Source organism: Bacteriovorax sp. PP10, from assembly GCF_035013165.1.
In the GTDB taxonomy this organism is placed as follows: Bacteria; Bdellovibrionota; Bacteriovoracia; order Bacteriovoracales; family Bacteriovoracaceae; genus Bacteriovorax; species Bacteriovorax antarcticus.
Window position 1 is genome coordinate 30,734 of the sequence record NZ_JAYGJQ010000004.1, and the last position, 18,087, is coordinate 48,820.

General features: G+C 39.0%; 17 protein-coding genes. 10 read left to right on the forward strand and 7 right to left on the reverse strand.

The window, feature by feature from the left end; genetic code table 11:
- Positions 1-67 precede the first annotated feature (67 nt).
- The gene (locus SHI21_RS20550) at positions 68-1,297 is read right to left on the reverse strand and encodes a GTP-binding protein (RefSeq protein ID WP_323579137.1); all 1,230 of its coding nucleotides are present in this window, start codon (positions 1,295-1,297) and stop codon (positions 68-70) included.
- A 123-nt stretch (positions 1,298-1,420) separates the two neighbouring features.
- Between SHI21_RS20550 and SHI21_RS20555 the strand changes: the two genes are divergently transcribed.
- From SHI21_RS20555 to SHI21_RS20580, 6 genes are all read left to right on the forward strand, one after another.
- The gene (locus SHI21_RS20555; protein ID WP_323579139.1) at positions 1,421-2,125 is read left to right on the forward strand and encodes an SAM-dependent methyltransferase; all 705 of its coding nucleotides are present in this window, start codon (positions 1,421-1,423) and stop codon (positions 2,123-2,125) included.
- A gap of 218 nt (positions 2,126-2,343) precedes the next feature.
- Positions 2,344-3,210 carry a beta/alpha barrel domain-containing protein gene (locus SHI21_RS20560; RefSeq protein ID WP_323579141.1) on the forward strand — a complete coding sequence of 289 codons (867 nt, stop codon included), beginning with the start codon at positions 2,344-2,346 and terminating at the stop codon, positions 3,208-3,210.
- Positions 3,207-4,580 (forward strand): hydroxymethylglutaryl-CoA reductase, encoded by a 1,374-nt coding sequence (locus SHI21_RS20565; RefSeq protein ID WP_323579143.1) that lies wholly within the window; start codon positions 3,207-3,209, stop codon positions 4,578-4,580. The genes SHI21_RS20560 and SHI21_RS20565 overlap by 4 nt, the downstream gene beginning before the upstream one ends.
- Before the next feature lie 8 nt (positions 4,581-4,588).
- Positions 4,589-5,632 carry a GYDIA family GHMP kinase gene (locus SHI21_RS20570; protein ID WP_323579144.1) on the forward strand — a complete coding sequence of 348 codons (1,044 nt, stop codon included), beginning with the start codon at positions 4,589-4,591 and terminating at the stop codon, positions 5,630-5,632.
- 8 nt (positions 5,633-5,640) lie between these two features.
- Complete coding sequence (locus tag SHI21_RS20575) at positions 5,641-6,675, forward strand: diphosphomevalonate decarboxylase (protein ID WP_323579145.1); 1,035 nt, start codon at positions 5,641-5,643, stop codon at positions 6,673-6,675.
- Between the two features lie 6 nt (positions 6,676-6,681).
- The gene (locus SHI21_RS20580; RefSeq protein ID WP_323579147.1) at positions 6,682-7,599 is read left to right on the forward strand and encodes a mevalonate kinase family protein; all 918 of its coding nucleotides are present in this window, start codon (positions 6,682-6,684) and stop codon (positions 7,597-7,599) included.
- Positions 7,600-7,686: 87 nt separating this feature from the next.
- Here the strand turns inward: SHI21_RS20580 and SHI21_RS20585 are convergent, their stop codons facing one another.
- The 5 genes from SHI21_RS20585 to SHI21_RS20605 all read right to left on the reverse strand — a co-directional run bounded on the left by SHI21_RS20585 (position 7,687) and on the right by SHI21_RS20605 (position 12,554).
- Complete coding sequence (locus SHI21_RS20585; RefSeq protein ID WP_323579149.1) at positions 7,687-8,478, reverse strand: enoyl-CoA hydratase/isomerase family protein; 792 nt, start codon at positions 8,476-8,478, stop codon at positions 7,687-7,689.
- Positions 8,479-8,701: 223 nt separating this feature from the next.
- Positions 8,702-9,919, reverse strand: coding sequence for a hypothetical protein (locus SHI21_RS20590; RefSeq protein WP_323579150.1), 1,218 nt, complete (start codon positions 9,917-9,919; stop codon positions 8,702-8,704).
- 15 nt (positions 9,920-9,934) lie between these two features.
- Positions 9,935-11,194, reverse strand: coding sequence for a hypothetical protein (locus SHI21_RS20595; RefSeq protein ID WP_323579152.1), 1,260 nt, complete (start codon positions 11,192-11,194; stop codon positions 9,935-9,937).
- 171 nt (positions 11,195-11,365) lie between these two features.
- Complete coding sequence (trxB, locus tag SHI21_RS20600) at positions 11,366-12,310, reverse strand: thioredoxin-disulfide reductase (protein ID WP_323579154.1); 945 nt, start codon at positions 12,308-12,310, stop codon at positions 11,366-11,368.
- 19 nt (positions 12,311-12,329) lie between these two features.
- A complete protein-coding gene (locus SHI21_RS20605; protein WP_323579155.1) occupies positions 12,330-12,554 on the reverse strand; it encodes a hypothetical protein in 225 nt (74 codons plus the stop codon).
- A gap of 115 nt (positions 12,555-12,669) precedes the next feature.
- Between SHI21_RS20605 and SHI21_RS20610 the strand changes: the two genes are divergently transcribed.
- Positions 12,670-14,244, forward strand: coding sequence for a hypothetical protein (locus tag SHI21_RS20610; RefSeq protein WP_323579157.1), 1,575 nt, complete (start codon positions 12,670-12,672; stop codon positions 14,242-14,244).
- 12 nt (positions 14,245-14,256) lie between these two features.
- The gene (locus tag SHI21_RS20615) at positions 14,257-15,432 is read left to right on the forward strand and encodes an outer membrane beta-barrel protein (RefSeq protein ID WP_323579159.1); all 1,176 of its coding nucleotides are present in this window, start codon (positions 14,257-14,259) and stop codon (positions 15,430-15,432) included.
- 58 nt (positions 15,433-15,490) lie between these two features.
- Here SHI21_RS20615 and SHI21_RS20620 read toward each other — a convergent pair whose 3' ends face one another.
- Positions 15,491-16,723, reverse strand: a complete 1,233-nt coding sequence (locus SHI21_RS20620; protein ID WP_323579161.1) for a hypothetical protein — start codon at positions 16,721-16,723, stop codon at positions 15,491-15,493.
- A 318-nt stretch (positions 16,724-17,041) separates the two neighbouring features.
- Here SHI21_RS20620 and SHI21_RS20625 point away from each other — a divergent pair, with 318 nt between their 5' ends.
- Together SHI21_RS20625 and SHI21_RS20630 are read left to right on the forward strand one after the other, a co-directional pair.
- Positions 17,042-17,410 carry a type II toxin-antitoxin system RelE/ParE family toxin gene (locus tag SHI21_RS20625; RefSeq protein WP_323579163.1) on the forward strand — a complete coding sequence of 123 codons (369 nt, stop codon included), beginning with the start codon at positions 17,042-17,044 and terminating at the stop codon, positions 17,408-17,410.
- 5 nt (positions 17,411-17,415) lie between these two features.
- Positions 17,416-17,739: a helix-turn-helix domain-containing protein gene (locus tag SHI21_RS20630; RefSeq protein WP_323579164.1), complete on the forward strand. Its 324-nt coding sequence runs from the start codon at positions 17,416-17,418 to the stop codon at positions 17,737-17,739.
- Positions 17,740-18,087: the final 348 nt, after the last annotated feature.

The window sequence follows — 18,087 nt, forward strand, 5'->3', positions numbered from 1 at the left end:
CATCTAAAGGGAGGCCATGTGGGTTATTACATGGCCTGGATTCTCTAATCAAAATGTTACGGGCATTTCAATTAGTGATGGCGTCTGGATTAGTTGTTATATATTGATTAATAACGGCGTCTTTAAAATTTGCACTCCAGTATTCTTTTCCTAAAGCGAGTTCATCATCAGTTAAAAGAGCTGCTTTAAGCATTCCTTCCATTTCTGTTCTGATATTAGAATTTAGTAGCTTCTGCCCAATGAAAACGATTTCCTGAACGCGGTCACCGAAGTCTTTGTGCCAGCTTTTTTTAACCGTCTCTAATTCTTCTGCGTCTACTTCCCAGTCATTCATATCCATTGAGGCCAGCCATTGCCCGCGAGCTTCTAGCGTACTCGTCCTTCCGGCCTGTGACCAAAGAGCAACAACTGCTGGCATTGTGGCCACCCAAAAAAATCCTTTTGATCTGACTATTTCAGAGGGAAGGGCAGTTAAAACACTCCAAAGTCTTTCAGGGTGAAAGGGGCGTTGTTCGCGGAAAACAAAACTGGAAATTCCATACTCTTCAGTCTCTTTTGTTTCATGTCCACGAAGCTCCATCATCCATCCCGGATTATTCATGGCCTCTTCAAAATTAAATTTATTCGTGTTTAAAATTTCTTTCACATCAATCTGTGATTTTTTTGATTCAACGATTTTAGCTTTTGGATTTAGCTTTCTTAGAATCCCCGTCAGACGTGTTTTTTCCTCTGAATTTATCAAATCCATCTTGTTCATAATAAGAACATCAGCAAATTCAATTTGTGAAATTAGGAGGTCGGTAATTGTTCTTTCGTCTTCCGGTCCAAGCTCCATTTGACGATCTTTTAGTTCTACAGCTTCCATGTAATCTTTATAAAAGTTAAATCCATCTACAACGGTAACCATAGTATCGAGCTTGGCAAATTGAGATAGTGAGACACCTGATTCGTCTTCAAAAGTAAAAGTTTCGGCCACGGGAATCGGTTCTGAAATCCCAGTGGATTCGATGACCAGGTAATCAAACTTTTTCTCTTCAGCGAGCTTTTTGATCTCTATAAGAAGATCCTCACGAAGGGTGCAACAGATACATCCGTTGCTCATCTCCACCAGTTTTTCTTCGGTCCGGATGAGGCCAGCGTCGATATTCACTTCACTCATATCATTGACGATTACGGCGATTTTAAGGCCGTGGTTGGCGCTTAAAATGTGGTTTAATAAAGTAGTCTTTCCCGCTCCTAAAAAGCCAGAAAGAACTGTTACGGGTAGTTTGTTTTGCGATTCATTTGCATTTTTCATATTCGAATAATTGCAAGTCGGTTGCAAAAAGTCAAGTACTCCCTTTTTATTTATCGCATACCTTTTTCACTAAGACCGATATCAGCTTTTAATTTACGAGAGGATTTGCTACTTTACGCCCATATGAAAACTGGAACACTTACATTAATTCCAACCCCCTTATCGGAAGTTGGCGAACTAGAACCTGTGGCGTTTAAAACTCTTTTAGAGGCCGCAACTAACGATGCTGAAAATTCAGTTTTCGTGATCGAAGATTTAAAACCCGGCCGCAGAAGATGGCTTGGATTTAAACTTCCACGCGAAACAATTGAGAGCTTCGTTCAATACAATGAACATACAGCTGCCGAGGCCGCTAAAGATCTATTGAGCAAACTTCAGCAGGGAAAAAATGTTTTTTTAATGAGTGATGGCGGACTTCCTGCTTTCTACGATCCAGGTGTAGAATTAGTAAATCTTTGCCACCAAAATAAAATCAGAGTGACCTCAACTCCATTTTTTAATTCGATCAGTTTATCCATTGCTCTCTCAGGATTTTCTCACAGAAAATTTTGGTTTGAAGGATTCCTTCCAATTGAAGCAACTGAGCGCCAGGCCTCGATAAAAAATATTATGAATTTAAAAACCACATCCATTTTGATGGACACTCCTTATCGCTTAAAGCGCGTTTTGGAAGAATTCCAGGCCGCTTGGGGATCTTCAAAAAAGAAGCTTTTCGTAGCGATGGATTTAAATACGGAAACTGAAGAGCTAAGACGTGGGACTCCCAAAGAGCTTCTCGATGTAATAAACGACTTCAAAAGAGAGTTTGTCGTAATAGTTTCTGAATAATATTAAATAGATGTCGTGTTAAAAAGACATGACGTTCAAAAGCTTATGTGGTAGAAAAAGACTCTATGCAAGAAACGAGAAAGAGGGATCATATTGAGCTCACTCAGAAGGCGCAGACCGAAAGGGCTGAGGTCGACTCGCGTTTCTATTATGAGCCGATGCAATCGGCGCACCCCAACTCCCAAACCGACCTCTCAACCAACTTCCTAGGAAAAAAAATGGCAGCCCCATTTTGGATTTCTAGTATGACTGGCGGAGTAGGCGAAGCTCGTCACATCAACCAAAACTTAGCTCGCGTTTGCCGTGAGTTCTCTCTTGGTATGGGATTAGGTTCATGTCGTGTACTTTTAGAATCAGACCAGTACTTTGAAGATTTTAATCTTCGTCCAATTCTGGGACCTGACCTTCCGTTTTTTGCTAATCTTGGAATTGCACAATTAGAAACTCTAATTGCTGACGGCGAAATCAATAAAATTTTCGATCTAATGAATCGCTTAGATACAGACGGATTAATCGTTCACGTAAATCCATTACAAGAATGGTTTCAACCTGAAGGCGATAAATTCCTCTACAGCCCAATTGAAACTGTCACAAAACTTTGTGCTGCTTTTGAAGGCTTAGATAAAAAAATCATCGTGAAAGAAGTTGGGCAGGGAATGGGACCAAAAAGTTTAAAAGCACTTTTAGATCTTCCTATCCACGCGATTGAATTAGCAAGCTTTGGTGGAACAAACTTTTCTAAGCTAGAGCTTTTAAGATCAAAAGGCGTAAGCGTAAAAGAGATTGAGGCCCTATCAAAAGTTGGGCACACATCACTGGAAATGATTGGCATTTTAAATAACTTACTTAAGGCCAATCCAAAATACATCGAAAAACAAATCATCATCTCAGGCGGCATTGAGAACTTTCTTGATGGCTTCTACCTGCAAGAGCAATTGAATTTTTCTTCTATCATCGGACAAGCAAAAAACTTTTTATCACGATCTGAAAACTATGAAGAGCTTCACGCTTTTACACAAGCTCAAATCGAAGGATTAAAAATGGCACGCGCTTTCCTGACTGTGAAGAATTCGGAGGTCCTATGAATAAGGAACTGAACACGACTCCAGCTGCTTCTCACATCGTTATGCCTAAACTCCCTATCAAGGGATTTTCAAAATTAAGTAAACTTGAAAAAATTGATTTCTTAGTTGAGAATTATTTTTCAAATACAGAAACAGCAAGAGTGATGCTTAAAAAATTCTGGCACTCAGATGAAAATATCCAAAAGACAATCGACGAATTTTCAGAAAATACATTAACAAATTTTATCCTGCCTCTGGGAGTTGTTCCCAACGTCATGATCAACGGAAACCTTTACTGTGTACCGATGGTTATTGAAGAGAGCTCAGTAGTCGCAGCGTCTGCAAAGGCCGCAAACTTCTGGTTAACTCGCGGTGGATTTAAAGCTGAAATTATCGGAATGAAAAAAGTTGGTCAGGTTCACTTCATCTGGAATGGAGAGACGGGAAAACTTCAGGATCTATTTCTTTCAAAGAAAGCAGAGCTTCTGGAAAGTGTTGCTGCGATCACAGCTAATATGGAAAAACGTGGTGGAGGGATTTTAGACCTTCGCCTGGTAGATAGAACAAAAGACGAGCCTGGTTATTATCAGCTTCTAGGTGAGTTCGATACAAGAGATGCGATGGGGGCCAACTTCATCAATTCAATCCTTGAGACTCTAGGTCACAAGTGGAAAGAAATGGTAATGAACGCAGAATCTTTTTCAGACGCTGAAAAAGAACTTCAAGTGATCATGGCGATTCTTTCTAACTACACGCCAGAGTGTCGTGTAAGAGCTTCTGTTGAGTGCCGTGTTCAGGATCTCGAGGAAGCAGGTCTTGGAATGTCAGCGTCCGAGTTTGCTGCCAAGTTTACTCGTGCCGTTCGTATTTCAAGAATTGATGTAACGAGAGCGACAACTCACAATAAAGGAATCTTCAACGGAATTGATGCTGTCGTGTTAGCGACAGGAAACGACTTCCGCGCTGTAGAAGCTTGTGGGCATGCTTATGCTGCTCGCGATGGACAATACAGAGGACTGAGCGAAGCTTCTGTTGCTGATGGAATTTTTAAATTCAGTTTAGAGATACCTTTAGCGATTGGATCAGTAGGTGGATTAACTTCACTTCACCCAATGGCAAAACTTTCTCTTGATATGTTAGGGCGCCCAGGAGCTTCGGAGTTGATGCAAATTGTAGCAACGATCGGCCTTGCTCAGAATTTTGGGGCCGTAAGATCGCTTGTGACTTCTGGAATCCAAAAAGGACATATGAAAATGCACTTGATGAATATATTAAATCATCTTGAGGCCAATAGTGCTGAAGTTGAAAGAGCAAAAGTTCACTTTGAAAATGAAGTGATCTCTTTCAAGTCTGTTCGTGAGTATATTGCTAGTTTAAGAAATTACGTTTAGGGATGAAAATGAATCAAATTAACTTAGGCCAAATCAACAGTGAACTTAAAAAGTCTTGTCCTGAAAAGGATCAGTACTATTTCGGTCACGGGAAACTACTCCTTACAGGTGAGTATTTCGTATTGGACGGGGCCCTTGCTCTTGCACTACCAACAAAAGTTGGGCAGTCACTGTCTGTTAAATATTCTCCGTCATTCTCACCGACACTTCATTGGAAGTCTTACGATGTGAACGGAAATGTATGGTTCGATTCTCAGTTTGAATTCTGGCACTTTAAGTGTCTGGATGAAAACCCTTCTGAAGAAGCGCTATTTTTGCAAAAGATTCTTCAACAAGTAAGAAAACAAAATTCTCATTTCCTTAGAGACAACGTCGACGTTAAAGTTGAGACTCGTCTTGGATTCCCGATGACATGGGGATTGGGAAGTAGTTCATCACTGATCTATAACATCGCTCAGTGGGCCTATATTTCGCCGTTTGAGCTTTTATTTAAGACTATCGGTGGATCTGGGTATGATATCGCTTGTGCTCAGTCAGATGGGCCAATTGCTTATAAAAAAGTTTCAAGCGGGCCGTCGTTCTCACCAATTTATTTTTCTCCAAGCTTTAAGAACAATCTTTATTTCGTCTATCTTGGGAAAAAACAAAACTCACGTGAAGCTGTTAAGGAATATCAAAAGAAGAGACCAATTGATCCGGCCATGCTTGCGAAGGTCACTGAGCTGACTCAGGAATTTTTAAACGCTCAGACCTTAAAACAATTCCAGTCACTGATTATTTCTCACGAAGACATCATCGGACAGAATCTTGATATGCAACCAGTGAAAGAAATGCTTTTCCCTGACTTTCCGGGAGCGATCAAGTCGCTTGGGGCATGGGGTGGAGACTTTGTTATGGTCGCAACTGAAAATGATTTTGATTTTGTAAGGTCTTATTTCGCAGGAAAAGGACTCGATACAGTTTATAGATACAATGATCTTATTTCTGACCCAATTGAAGCTCAGTCTAAAGATACAGTTAAAATGGGATTTTCTAACCATTTGCTTCACTAGGATTTATTTTGGATACGTTTAAAGCTTCTTGGACATCACCATCGAATATTGCTCTGGTTAAATACTGGGGCAAGTACCCGGTACAAATTCCGGCCAACCCATCGGTTAGTTTCACACTTTCAAAATCACTTTCAAAGTTGTCGATCATTGCTGAGCCTGACTCATCAAAAGAGATCAACGTTGATTTTTATTTTGAAAATGAATTGAATGAAAAATTCAAAGTGAAGATTGTAAAATTTTTAAGCACGAAGCTTGAGCGCTTTCCATGGTTACTTGATTTTCATTTAATCATTCACTCTGAAAATACATTTCCACATTCATCGGGGATTGCTTCATCGGCGTCTTCAATGTCGGCACTTAACCTGGCCCTTCTTTCACTGGATCAGGATATAACAGGCCATAAACCTCAGGCCGAGGACTTCTTTAAAGAAGCTTCGGATCTATCACGCCAGGCCTCTGGGTCTGCTGGAAGATCGGTTTATCCAATGCTGGCGACGTGGGGAGAGATTGATTCAATCATGGACTCGAGTAATTTTTATGCTCGTCCGGTTGATAAAAAAGATGTGGATCCTATTTTTCATAATTACTGTGACTCAATTATTATCGTTGATGCCGGTGAAAAATCAGTTTCAAGCAGAGCAGGTCATACCTTAATGGAGACTCATCCATTTGCGGAACAAAGATACGCTCGCGCACGTTTTAACCTGGCACGACTGCTGGTTGCTATGAAAGACGGCGATATGAAAACTTTCATCGAGGTTGTTGAGGAAGAGGCCCTTATGCTTCACTCAATGATGATGACTTCAATCCCTAGTTATATTTTATTGAAGCCAGAGTCTCTGATGTTAATTGAAAAAATAAAAGAATTTAGGAATGTTCAAAAGATTCCGGTTTGTTTTACAATCGACGCCGGCCCGAACATCCATTTGCTTTACCCAGCTGAGCATAAAGCTGCTGTACAAGCATGGCTAGCTTCTGATTTTGGGCAGTTTAAAGTTATCCACGATGAAGTAGGTAATGGCCCAGAACATTTAAAGGATTAAGCATTAATGGCCGGTACAATCGATAAAAAATTCTATTCCAAAGTTCTTCTGTTTGGTGAATACAGCGTGATTCAACATTCAATGGGGCTTTGTATTCCGTATACATTGTTTGATGGTAAATTAACTTTCAGAAGAGACAATACGGCCGTGATTGATCCTGAGTTAAAAGCGTTCTCGCTTTTTATTAAACAGTTGATCGACAATAATCAATTAACTTACCAATTCGATATCACTTCATTTGAGTTTGATATTTCTCAAGGACTCTTCTTTGATTCGACAATCCCACAAGGGTACGGCGTCGGAAGTTCTGGGGCCCTTGTAGCAGCGGTTTTTGACCGTTATGAACAGGAAAACCATACGAACCTTGATATCAGTAAGCTGAAGAAAATCTTCGCTCAATTAGAGTCTCACTTCCACGGCGCAAGCTCTGGAGTGGATCCACTGATTAGTTATTTAAATTCTCCGATTTTAATTAAGAGTAAAAATGAACTTGGTTCTGTGACGATTCCATCTTTTCCAAAAGGGAAGGGCGGGATTTTTCTTTTAAATACTAAACGCTCAAGAAAAACTGAGCCGCTGGTGAATTTATTCTTAGAGAAAGTCACAAACGATAAATTTGATGAAGTTTGTGAATCAGAATTAAAACCTATCACTAACGACTGTATCAAAAACTTCCTGGAAGCAGACACGACATCTCTTCTGGTGAATTTCAAAAAACTCTCTGAATTCCAATTTGAGCATCTCTCGCCGATGATCCCAAAACTTTACCGCGACCTGTGGATTGAAGGGATTAACACTGACGACTACTTCTTGAAGTTGTGTGGTGCTGGTGGCGGAGGATTTCTAATGGGGATTACTCGTGACTTCCAAAAAGTGAAGCAGGTTTTATCTGCTCATGAAATCAGACTTCTTCTTAGTTTCTAAATTTTTTTATTAAGAAAAAGGCGCCGAAAGGGGTTGGAGGGTTTATCAAAAGAATAACCGTCCTTTCGGCGCATGAAAAATTATCTATTAGCCTTCTTGCTGCAATTTTTCTTTAAACTCAGTATGAGTCATAAAAGGATTTGTTTGAGTGTAGTCAGACGTCGCTGCAGTTGCATTGAAGATCTTTCTTTCTACTTCTATTTTCGGATTGATATCGTGAGTGAAGTTATCACTTAGAATTCCGCGTTTTGCCTGCATACGAGCGACTGGTGCCTGAGCGTAGATCTGTTTTAAAAGATCGTTGGCAACCACAGTTGTATCGCAGTATCCACCCAGCATATTCATCGTTGTAACGTTGAATTCACTTCCTGATAAAAGAAGAGATCTCATGACGTTTTGATTGATATACGGAGCAAGGAAAGAGAACACTCCACAGGTAGGAGTCAGTCCTTGTGTCAGGTGATCAAAAGAGAACACAGCGTTTTCTTTTGCCATTCTAATATCAGCAGCAAGAGCAAGCTCAAGACCGATACCACGAGCACTGGTCTTTAAATCCATGATCACTGTCTGAGGCAGACAGAAAATAGATTGAGAGATCGTAGAGAGTTTTTGAAGAATTTTTTTAAGTTTATCTTCTGGAAGAGTTTTTAGTTCTTCAGGGTCGATTCCCTGAATGAAGTGATCACCGTACACAGTGATGTAAAGAGATTGAACTTCCGGATGGCTTGCACACCAAGCGAGAATTGATTCCAGCTCGAAAAGAGTTTCAAAATTAATGAATTTCTTTCTGAATTTAATTTCCAGGGACTTTGAATCTGTGATCAGAGTCGTCGCGATTGTGTTGTAACTGAAAATGGGAATTCGTGTGAGTGCTTTCATTAACCTTCCTTGGTAACTAACACTGTTTATGGATCGTCTTTTTTTTACGATTGAGAATCATTCTCTCTCGTACTTCTATTCTTCCAAAAATTGAAAATGTATGTCAAAGCCCATTTGTGAAAAGTTCCACTATTTTTGTAATTCTTTTTGTTTTTTAAGCTTAATCACGACTTAGGGTACCTGATTAAACCTGTAGGGTTTACAAAGTAGTCTGAAGTCAGTCCTAATCTACTAATAAATTGATGGCCCCGACTCTTTTTAGGATGACAGCACCTTTATATTCAACGATGAGGTTGAGCTTAATTTCTTTTTTTCCAGTGCGGGTGAATTTGTAATCAAAGCGCAGGTTGTTCACTCCTGAAGCAGCTGCAAGAGTTTGCACGTAAGGGGGAGTTGTGACCTTGATATAGGCCGCGCTGAAAGTCTCAGGCTCTAATCTGATTTTATATTCACCAGGAAGGTGATTGTCGTAGTCGATAAAGATATGTCCGGCCTGCAGGCCACCAATTAGTTTTTTTGCTTTTACTTTTTGTTCGTATTTCGCAAAGACTGAATTGTTAATTTCATTGAACCAGCACTTAGGTCTTTTATCAACTTGAACAAGTTGTCCATCAACGGTTTCTGTACATTTAAAATCAGTTGTTAATTTAGCACCCAGAATTTTTTCTTCAAATGTAACTGAAGAGTCTTCCAGTTCACAAAGGGATCCAGCTAAGAATGTATCAAGTCTACATTGAGCAAGTGGGTGGAGTTGGTCGGTGACATCCAGGACATGCTTATCAGGAGTTTCAAAGCGAGGTTGTTTTCCTTCTGTTTGTAATCCCAAGAATGAAGCAAGCGAGTATCCGGCCATAGTTGTTCTATAACAAACTTTTTGAGCAGCAATATCGTTTTCATATTTTTTCGAACACTGGTCTCTCACGAATCCATTAGACATCACAACTTCTTCTGGGAATTCAGTGAAGTATTTTTTTGCACAAACTGTAGAGGCCCAATAATCGGCCTGCCCTTCTGCTGAAGTTTCTTCTCCAAGCTTAAAAGGAGCTCCTCCAAGAAGGTGACCTAGTTCATGACAGACAGTCATGATGAAGCCATCATCAGTGACTCGTTTGTCTCTATATAAAGCGCCATGGAAAACGATTTTCCAATTTGAGCTATTTTTAGCAGCATAAGCATTGAGGTCAGTTGATTCCCATAAAAATTCTGTTTTAAGGTTGCCGCCTAATTCTTTAATGGTGTCGGCGTATAAAGAAACAATGCGGTTGGTGAACTTTTCAAACTTCTCAGGAGTCTTGCTTGTGTTATAAAAGTCGCCATAGGTAACAGTTTCTCTAACTTTGTTTGATGGAGGTTTTATTCCAGCAAACAAGTTACAGTTATTCGTATGGGCGCTAAGGACCGTGGAAAATGTCAGGCATGTAAGCACAATAATTTTTTTCACGATCCTTATCCCTTATTAAAATGCCAAGAATGATTTAGCTTTTATTTCAAGAATGTCATCTTTGGCAGAAATCACCTGACCTTGATAAGTCACTTCAACCAGAATTTTTAGTTTTGCATTAGTCTTTTTAGTAAAAGAGTACGCAAACTCATTCTTGGTATCACTTGAAGCAGTAAGATTTACAATGTATTCTGGATTAGCAATTACAATTGATTCTTTTGTAACTTTATCCATTGGGATAAGGCGAATCTTATACTCACCAGGCAAGTGGTTAAAGTATAGAATGGTAATCGGTTGGTTTTTAGCAAGAGTTCTAAATTTTTGAGAGACAACTTTTGTATCAGTAAAACCATAAATATTATTAGTCTTTTCATTGAACCAGCATTTCGGGCGCTTCTCAACTTTTGTCTCAACGCCATTTGATCTGTCATTACAAAGAAAGTCTGTCGTCAGTTTAGACTTATCTGTTTTCTCATCAAAATTAAATGATGTATCATCCAGCTCGCACAGGGCCCCTTGTGCATATGTATCTAAGCGGCACTGAGCTTCAGGGTGAAGTTGAGCTGTATAAGAAAGCTCTGCTCGAGTTGGTGATTCGAGATCAGGGGCTTCGGTAGCGCCTGCCTTTGCAAGCATCTTTGCCATTCCTTCTCCAGCAAGAAAAGATCTATAGCAAATATTCGTGGCCTCTTCGTCACCATAATATTGGATATCACATGCATACTTTGGATAACCTTCTTGCATGTAAACAGTTTCTGGAAATTCTTTAAAGTATCTTTTTATACAAACAGCTGATGCCCAGAAATCTGCCTGGCCTTCAATTGATATTTGCCCGGAAGTCCCATTTTTATAAGGAGCTCCACCAATAAGGTGACCAACTTCATGACAAGCAGCAAGTGCTAAACCATCATCTGTAACATTCTTTTCTCTATAGAGACCACCAGTGAAATTCACTTCCCATACGAATAGACCTTTTTGGGCATAAGCATTTACAACATCAGATTTCCAATCGTGTACAATTTTAAATTCAATGTTTTCGTTTCTTTCTCTGATCGTTCCAGAATATAAAGCAGCTACTCTTGTAGTAATTCTTTTAAATTTCTCTTCAGTTTTATTGGGATCAACGATAACGATTTTTTCTTCTTTCTTTTTCTTTTTGAAGGATTCAAATAGTTCACAGTCTTGATGTTTATCAGTTTGTAGAGGTCCAATATGAGCGTAAGCATTTAGTGTCGCTGTCAAAGTTAAACAAGCAGTCAGTAGAGTCTTTTTCACTAGAATCCTCGCAAGCATAAGTTGTGCTCACCATTTTATAATGGATAGAAGTGTCTAGGGGGCGAGGGATATTTATTACATGTAGAGGATTTGAAAGGTGTTTAAAGTTTAGACAGAGGGGATTGAAACCCACTCAATATCCAAGAGATACGAGTGGGCAATAGGTCTTATTTATGCGTTCTTTTTATCGTGTTCAGTTTCTAAAAATCTCTCAGCTCTGATCGCTGCCTGACATCCTGATCCCGCAGCTGAAATGGCCTGACGGTAGTATGGATCTTGAACGTCACCACAAGCAAATACGCCTGGGATATTCGTGTCCGGGTGGAAGCCTGCTGTCTTGATATAACCGTGATCATCAAGAGTGATTTGGCCTTTTAAAAACTTTGTATTCGGCTCATGTCCAATACCTAAAAAGAAACCATCAGTTTTTCTATCTGTGACTTCGTTTGTTTGGTTATTGATAACTTTAAGTGCCGTTACACCTGTGTCGTCAAAGATAATTTCTTTAACTTCTGTGTTCCATACAACTTCAATTTTTGGATTTTTGAATGTTCTATCTTGCATTGGTTTACTTGCACGGAAATGATCTTTTCTGTGTACCAGGTAAACTTTTTCAGCAAAACGAGTTAAGAAGTTTGCTTCTTCAAGAGCTGTATCACCACCACCAACAACGTGAACAATTCTTCCTCTGTAGAAGAATCCATCACAAGTCGCGCATGCCGAAACACCCTTACCGATTAATTCCATTTCGTTTTTAAGGCCAAGATATTTTGCTGAAGCACCAGTTGAGATGATCACAGTTTCAGCTAAGAATTCTTTTCCGTTGTCACAAGTGATATGGAAAGGTCTTTTTGAAAAATTGATATCTGTTACTTTTGCTGGAAGATATTCTGTTCCAAAACGTAGTGTTTGTTTTTTCATATGGGCCATTAGGTCTGGTCCCATAACTCCTTCCGGAAATCCCGGAAAGTTTTCTACGTCAGTAGTTGTTGTTAATTGTCCGCCCGGCTCGTGTCCTTCGATAACTAAAGGAGAGAGTCCTGCTCTTGAAGCATATAGTGCGGCCGTATATCCTGCAGGGCCTGAGCCCACGATAATGACTTGTCTTGTTTCCATGCTAAATTCCTAAATTTTTTTACTCACCTAATAGTGAAGCTTTTAACTCAGCTGCACTTTCTTCTTCGTTTTTGATCTTAACTTTGATTTCCAATGGACGGTCATCAAGCTCAGGATTCATTTGGTAGTAAGCACTTACAGTTGATAAATCTCCAGGTGATGGAGCTTCAGCAGTAGTTTTGAACTGCTCGCCTGTAACGTTACATTCGTATTTATAGATTTTTTTGATCTTTTTCTTGCTCATTTTGAGGCCTCTTCATTGGGAATTATTTACCTACAGTTATAGATAATTAATCGCGTTGAAGCAAGGATTTCCCTTCTGTGTGCGGGGCGTGATCAATGTTAAACTGTTAATTAATATGAAAAAATTAGTAATTTTATCGACACTTTTGTTTACGGGCGCATTAACGGGCAAAGTTTGGGGGTTCGCCCTCGACGAAGTGAACCTCCAGGACGTCTCAACATCTGGAAAAAGCTTAATGCTTGACCGCGGGACTTTGGAGAATTTCGTTGAAGGAACGTTTGCGAGATTCTTCATTCAAAAAGGCCCAAAAGAATTCCCAAAAGTTTTTTTAGTCGGTGAAGGTGAGCTGGTTAAGAGTTTTCCAAGAAAATCATATTGGATACTAAAGCGCGTTTACATGCCTAACGTGATCAAACCAAATTCTAAAATTCTCATGCTGACTTCTGCAAGTGTCACAAGTGGACGCCCATTAAAAGTTAAAAACCGCCATGTGGTTTTATCTGAAAGTAACGGCGGCGATGTCGATACTTATCTTGATCAAAACAAAGATACAGTTCCTGCTCGTTTAGTAAAAGCAGGCGATAATTACGAGCCTTCTCCTGATGTTTTTGAAAGAGAAGAAATGCGTGACCTGACTCCGGAAGCGGATGTTGTGGTGACGACTTATGAAAAATACAAAGAGAAAGCTGGAACTTATTACAGTGAAGAATACGGAGACCTGACTGGTCAGAAATTTTTCATTGGAAATAGGGAAGTTGCTTTAGGTGATATTAAAAAAGCAGAAGACAAAAAACTTTTTGATTCTGTCGCTGACAATTACGTGAAAAAAACCAACGGAATGAAATACGGTGTGAAAGGTTTTTATAGCGAGATTGAAAAAGTCGATGAGTTTCCTGAGCTGAATAAAAAAGGAACTGAAGCTTCAACTTTTGATAATATCAAATACAGAAACAAAGAAGCTGATCAGATAAGCCCAATGGCAGCTGCAAAAATGAAGCGTGATGGAGACCAGTGGTCTTCAGATATGGATGATGCTTCTCTGAGAAGATATTTCATCAAAACAGGAATGGAAAAAGAAGCAAGAAGACGTGAGCTGGCGCTTAACGAACTTGATGGACACGAAATTGTTCTTCATTACTCGAATGCTTTGATGTCTCATGGAAATACAACGGACCCGAATTACCAGGGCCGTGGTTACAATTTAGGTATTTCGTACGACCTGCATTTATCAAGAACGTCTTCGAATCTAAAAAACTGGTCACTGCAGTTTATGTTTGAAAAAGGTGTTACTGAATACGATACGGGAACATATAATGCCCGATCAGAAGAGACGGCCTATGGTGCTTACGTAAATTACTATTTCATCAATAACCCACTTACACTCAATTCATTTATTTACCTGGCCGGAATTGGCGTAAAGAATGGATCGGCGTCGGTGTTTTCCCCTGATTTATCAAAAGAGTATTCTTATCAGGCCCTGACACTGCCAGCATTGCAGGTTATGACCAAGTATCGCTTCAGAACTGGTGATTTGAACGAGGACACCGTGAACATCGGAGCAAGTGTGAACTTCGGGATCAACCTCGATATCAAAAATTTATCAGTAATTGACCGTTTAGATGATGATATTAATAGCAAAATTTCAGTTGCCGATTTAAAATATACTCTAGGCATGAGTGTGTTTTTCTAGGAGTTTTTCAGGATGAAAAGATCTCTATATTTTATTTTACCCGCGGTATTTGCGTTTAATATACCAAATGTCCACGCACTAGAAATAGACGAGAAACTGACTCTTCGTTTTTTAAATGTTTCTGCAACTCAAAAAACAGTTCTCATTAATCGCGGTGGCGAAGACGGGCTAGTCGTTGGTGACCATGCTAAGTTTTTTATCACAGCTGGTGTAATCGCTCGCGGAGTTGCTGAAAAAGTTTCTCCTTCAAGATCTGTGTGGTCACTTTATAGAGTTGTCGACCCGACAGAAATCGTAAAAGATAAAGTTCTAAATTTAAAAATCGCCACTCCTGTGAAGATCACAGATGATCCAAGCAAGAGTTTAAAAGAAGAACCGATCCCTGGTGGAACGGAGTCTATGAGCACGGAAGATGCAGCACCTGCGGCCAGTGAAGAAGTGACTGTGAGTGATGAGGACCGTGACGAATTAAAAGGTCTGGGATTTGATGAGGACGCTGGAGAAGTTGCTCCTGCAAAATCGTCAGGGAAAACTGCAGCTAAAACGAAAAGTAAAAAAGGGTCTGCAAAACAGACGACTGTAATGGAAGACGTGGCTCCAGCATATGCAACTTCATCAAAAAGTTGGGAAGTCTGGGGAACGATGTACGTGAATGCTCTGTCGGGAACTGTAGACAGTGGATCTGAAACTTCAGAATCAACTTCAGCAACAGCTTCGGCCATCGATTTTTCAGGTGGGATTGAGAAGTACTTCGTTAACAATAATAACTTTTTAAAAGAATTTTCTATTCTTGCTTTTCTTCATAAGAAATCAGTGGAGAGTGGAGATACGATTCAATCGAAAACTGATTGGCTTGAGTATGGATTAGGGGTTAACTACCACTTCTATAATTCGGCAGCAGCGGTTAACAGGCTGATTGGTTACGGTGGTCTTACTGTTGGAAAAGGAACTGCGACTGTATCGTCGAAAACTGTTTCTAATAATATCGGTGATGAGCAAACGGCAGAAGGATCTAATACTTTTTTCACTGTTGGTGTTGGGGCTAAATACGTTCTTAGCAATGGATTTGGGGTTCGTGCTTCGCTTGATTATTATAGCTCTAATGAGAGTTATGAGTTTGAAGAGACGACGACGACGAGAACGCTTGCAGGGCCTAGGGTTCAGTTTGGGCTTTCTTACAGATTTTAATTAAATTTCAGCTCTGCTGGCCATTTGGTCAGCAGCTGAATTTTTTCATCGTGGTAAATTAATTAATCATCCATAATTTAGCATTCACTTCCATTTTATAGTCGCGGCTGCTTATGACTTTTCCATCACGTTTAACTAATAAATAAAAATTTAATTTTTTACTCAATAGTCGTTTTTTAAACTTGTACTTAAAACGCATTATTTGTGGTTCACCAAAATCACCAAATTTCATTCTATATTCATGCTCGTTATAGCTGAATTTTTCTTGATCTTTCCCTGTCGCTTTATTATCTTCAAGTTGCCATGTTGGATAAGTTTCAACACTTACATATTTTGATGCTTCTTCATCTGGGACAACTGTAATTGTATACTCACCAGGTATGTAGTTAGCATAATAAATAGTTATTCTTTCAGAGTAATTCGTTCCTACTTCTTTTTCATAGTCTGAATTAATAATTTCATAGCTATTTTCCTTAAACCAACATTTTGGTCTTTGTTCTACTTTGATTGTTTTATATTCAAGATTCACCATGCATAACGAATCACTCATTAAATTTTCACTTAGAAGTTTTTTCTGAAAAGACAGTGATGTCTCTTGTGGAGCACAAAGTGATCCCGCTATGTAAGTATCAAGTCTACATTGGGCATCAGGGTGCATATAAGACGTACTATTTATTATATTATTGTCAGGAAGATCAATGTCAGGTTCATGTGTTTTGTTATTAAAATCTTTTGATAAGCTTAAACTAGCTTTTGCTACTAGGTAGCAAGTATTTCTTGATTGCTCATCTGTATAAACTCTATCGCAGTTTTCTTTCATAGATAAAGAAAGTCTGCTGGCCTTCTCTGGATAAGTATTGAAGTATTTTTTTAAACAAACAGAAGTTGCCCAAAAATCTGCTTGGCCTTCTACAGACAACTTCGTGCCTGGATAAAAAGGAGCACCTGCTAGGAGATGTCCTAATTCGTGGCAGACAACAAGCGCATAAGCATCATCGGTCATTTTATCAGCTTTGTAATAACCACCAGGCAATTTTAGTTCCCAAGTATTAGAATCCTGGGGTTGGCTGGCGTGAGCATTTTCTTCATCGTCATCCCAATCCATAGTGAGTTTAAAATCATGCCCAAGATCTTTTATCGTAGGTGTATAAAGATCTGTAACTCTCGTAATAATTTTTTCGAATTGCTCTTTGGTTTTATGAGGATCAATGCTTTTTTTAGTGGCCTCTTCTGAAGCCTCTACGTGACTGAACATTAAAGCCATAATGAGTGTTTGAAATAATATTTTCATAATGGGTGGAAATGCAAAGCTAGGGCCATTAGATAGGGAGAAGTTTGGGGGAGTTAGAGTGGGAGGGTGTTTAAAAAGTAGACGGCCGTATTTAGATGGATCAGCCGTTGTGAGTACTTCTAAAGCCCAGCATTATTTGATGTTTGATCATCATTTTATGGAGAGACATCAAATCTATTCTTCTCATTGCCAGTAGTTATCCACCTACTTCAAGTTACATCTTGCAATATCCTGATATTACAATTTCATACTTGGACGTACGTATGAATTTAACAGAATATCCCCTTGAGGGCATATGAACTTAAAGGTATAATGTAAATGTGGAATATTAAGCAAACTGAGGAATTTCAGGAGTGGTTTAATAAAAGTAGTATCAAGCTTAAAAGAGAAACTTTAAAGCATGTCGATATTTTAAGTCAGTTCGGACCACATTTAGGCAGACCTTTTGTCGACACTTTAAAAGGAAGCTCAATTTTAAATCTCAAAGAACTGAGATTTAATTGCGGTGAAAAAGTAATAAGAATTACTTTTGTATTCGATCCTGACCGCAATGGAGTCTTGATTATTGGTGGCAATAAGTCTGGAAGTGGCGATAAAAGATTTTACGATAAGATTATGCTGAAGAGTGAGAAAATCTACTTTGATTACCTGGAAAAACTTAAGGCAGAAAAAACGAGTAAGAGGTAAAAAACATGAAGAAAAAAACGACAAAATATAATCCTGATTTCTTTGATCATGCTAAGAAAGTAATAGGTAAAAAAAGATATAACAAGGTCATGCAGGAAAGCAAAATTCTGGCCCATGAAATTCGTCTTAAAATGGTCAGAGAGGCCATTGGTAAGAATCAGACAGAAGTTAAAGGGCTAACTCAGCCAGAAGTTTCTAAAATTGAAGCGAGAAAGGATATGAAGATTTCGACCTTGGCAAAGTATGCCAAGGGTTTAGGTATGCGTGTTCAGATTAACTTAATTTATGAAGATGATGAAGAGAATGAAGGGATAGCTATTTATGGATAAGTCATTTTTGAAAGCTAGAGTATAGAGATTTTGTAAATCTAGGTGTTATCCGTGAGTGTCTTGTTAATATGGCAGTAAATATTTTGTTCTTCTTAAGGTCCCCATCAGCAATTCAATTATTTAAATGATATTTTATTTATTCGTGAAATATATTTAACTATTCCGATAGTATTATCCGAAAGAGTTTTATTCATTTGTGATCAACTATATCTGGGGAAGTTTATGTGTAGTGTTTAACATTAAACTTTCCTCTTTATAGGTCAGGCTACCGAAATTCCATTCCATTTTAACTATAAAAATGGAGGAATTATGTCAGACAATTTTAATGAACCAAAGAAACGAAAGCCG

Excerpts from the sequence above, each read along its gene's own strand:
- SHI21_RS20550 (WP_323579137.1), bottom strand. The coding sequence starts at position 1,297 with ATGAAAAATGCAAATGAATCGCAAAACAAACTACCCGTAACAGTTCTT.
- SHI21_RS20555 (WP_323579139.1), top strand. The coding sequence starts at position 1,421 with ATGAAAACTGGAACACTTACATTAATTCCAACCCCCTTATCGGAAGTT.
- SHI21_RS20560 (WP_323579141.1), top strand. The coding sequence starts at position 2,344 with ATGGCAGCCCCATTTTGGATTTCTAGTATGACTGGCGGAGTAGGCGAA.
- SHI21_RS20565 (WP_323579143.1), top strand. The coding sequence starts at position 3,207 with ATGAATAAGGAACTGAACACGACTCCAGCTGCTTCTCACATCGTTATG.
- SHI21_RS20570 (WP_323579144.1), top strand. The coding sequence starts at position 4,589 with ATGAATCAAATTAACTTAGGCCAAATCAACAGTGAACTTAAAAAGTCT.
- SHI21_RS20580 (WP_323579147.1), top strand. The coding sequence starts at position 6,682 with ATGGCCGGTACAATCGATAAAAAATTCTATTCCAAAGTTCTTCTGTTT.
- SHI21_RS20585 (WP_323579149.1), bottom strand. The coding sequence starts at position 8,478 with ATGAAAGCACTCACACGAATTCCCATTTTCAGTTACAACACAATCGCG.
- trxB (WP_323579154.1), bottom strand. The coding sequence starts at position 12,310 with ATGGAAACAAGACAAGTCATTATCGTGGGCTCAGGCCCTGCAGGATAT.
- SHI21_RS20605 (WP_323579155.1), bottom strand. The coding sequence starts at position 12,554 with ATGAGCAAGAAAAAGATCAAAAAAATCTATAAATACGAATGTAACGTT.
- SHI21_RS20610 (WP_323579157.1), top strand. The coding sequence starts at position 12,670 with ATGAAAAAATTAGTAATTTTATCGACACTTTTGTTTACGGGCGCATTA.
- SHI21_RS20615 (WP_323579159.1), top strand. The coding sequence starts at position 14,257 with ATGAAAAGATCTCTATATTTTATTTTACCCGCGGTATTTGCGTTTAAT.
- SHI21_RS20620 (WP_323579161.1), bottom strand. The coding sequence starts at position 16,723 with ATGAAAATATTATTTCAAACACTCATTATGGCTTTAATGTTCAGTCAC.
- SHI21_RS20625 (WP_323579163.1), top strand. The coding sequence starts at position 17,042 with ATGTGGAATATTAAGCAAACTGAGGAATTTCAGGAGTGGTTTAATAAA.
- SHI21_RS20630 (WP_323579164.1), top strand. The coding sequence starts at position 17,416 with ATGAAGAAAAAAACGACAAAATATAATCCTGATTTCTTTGATCATGCT.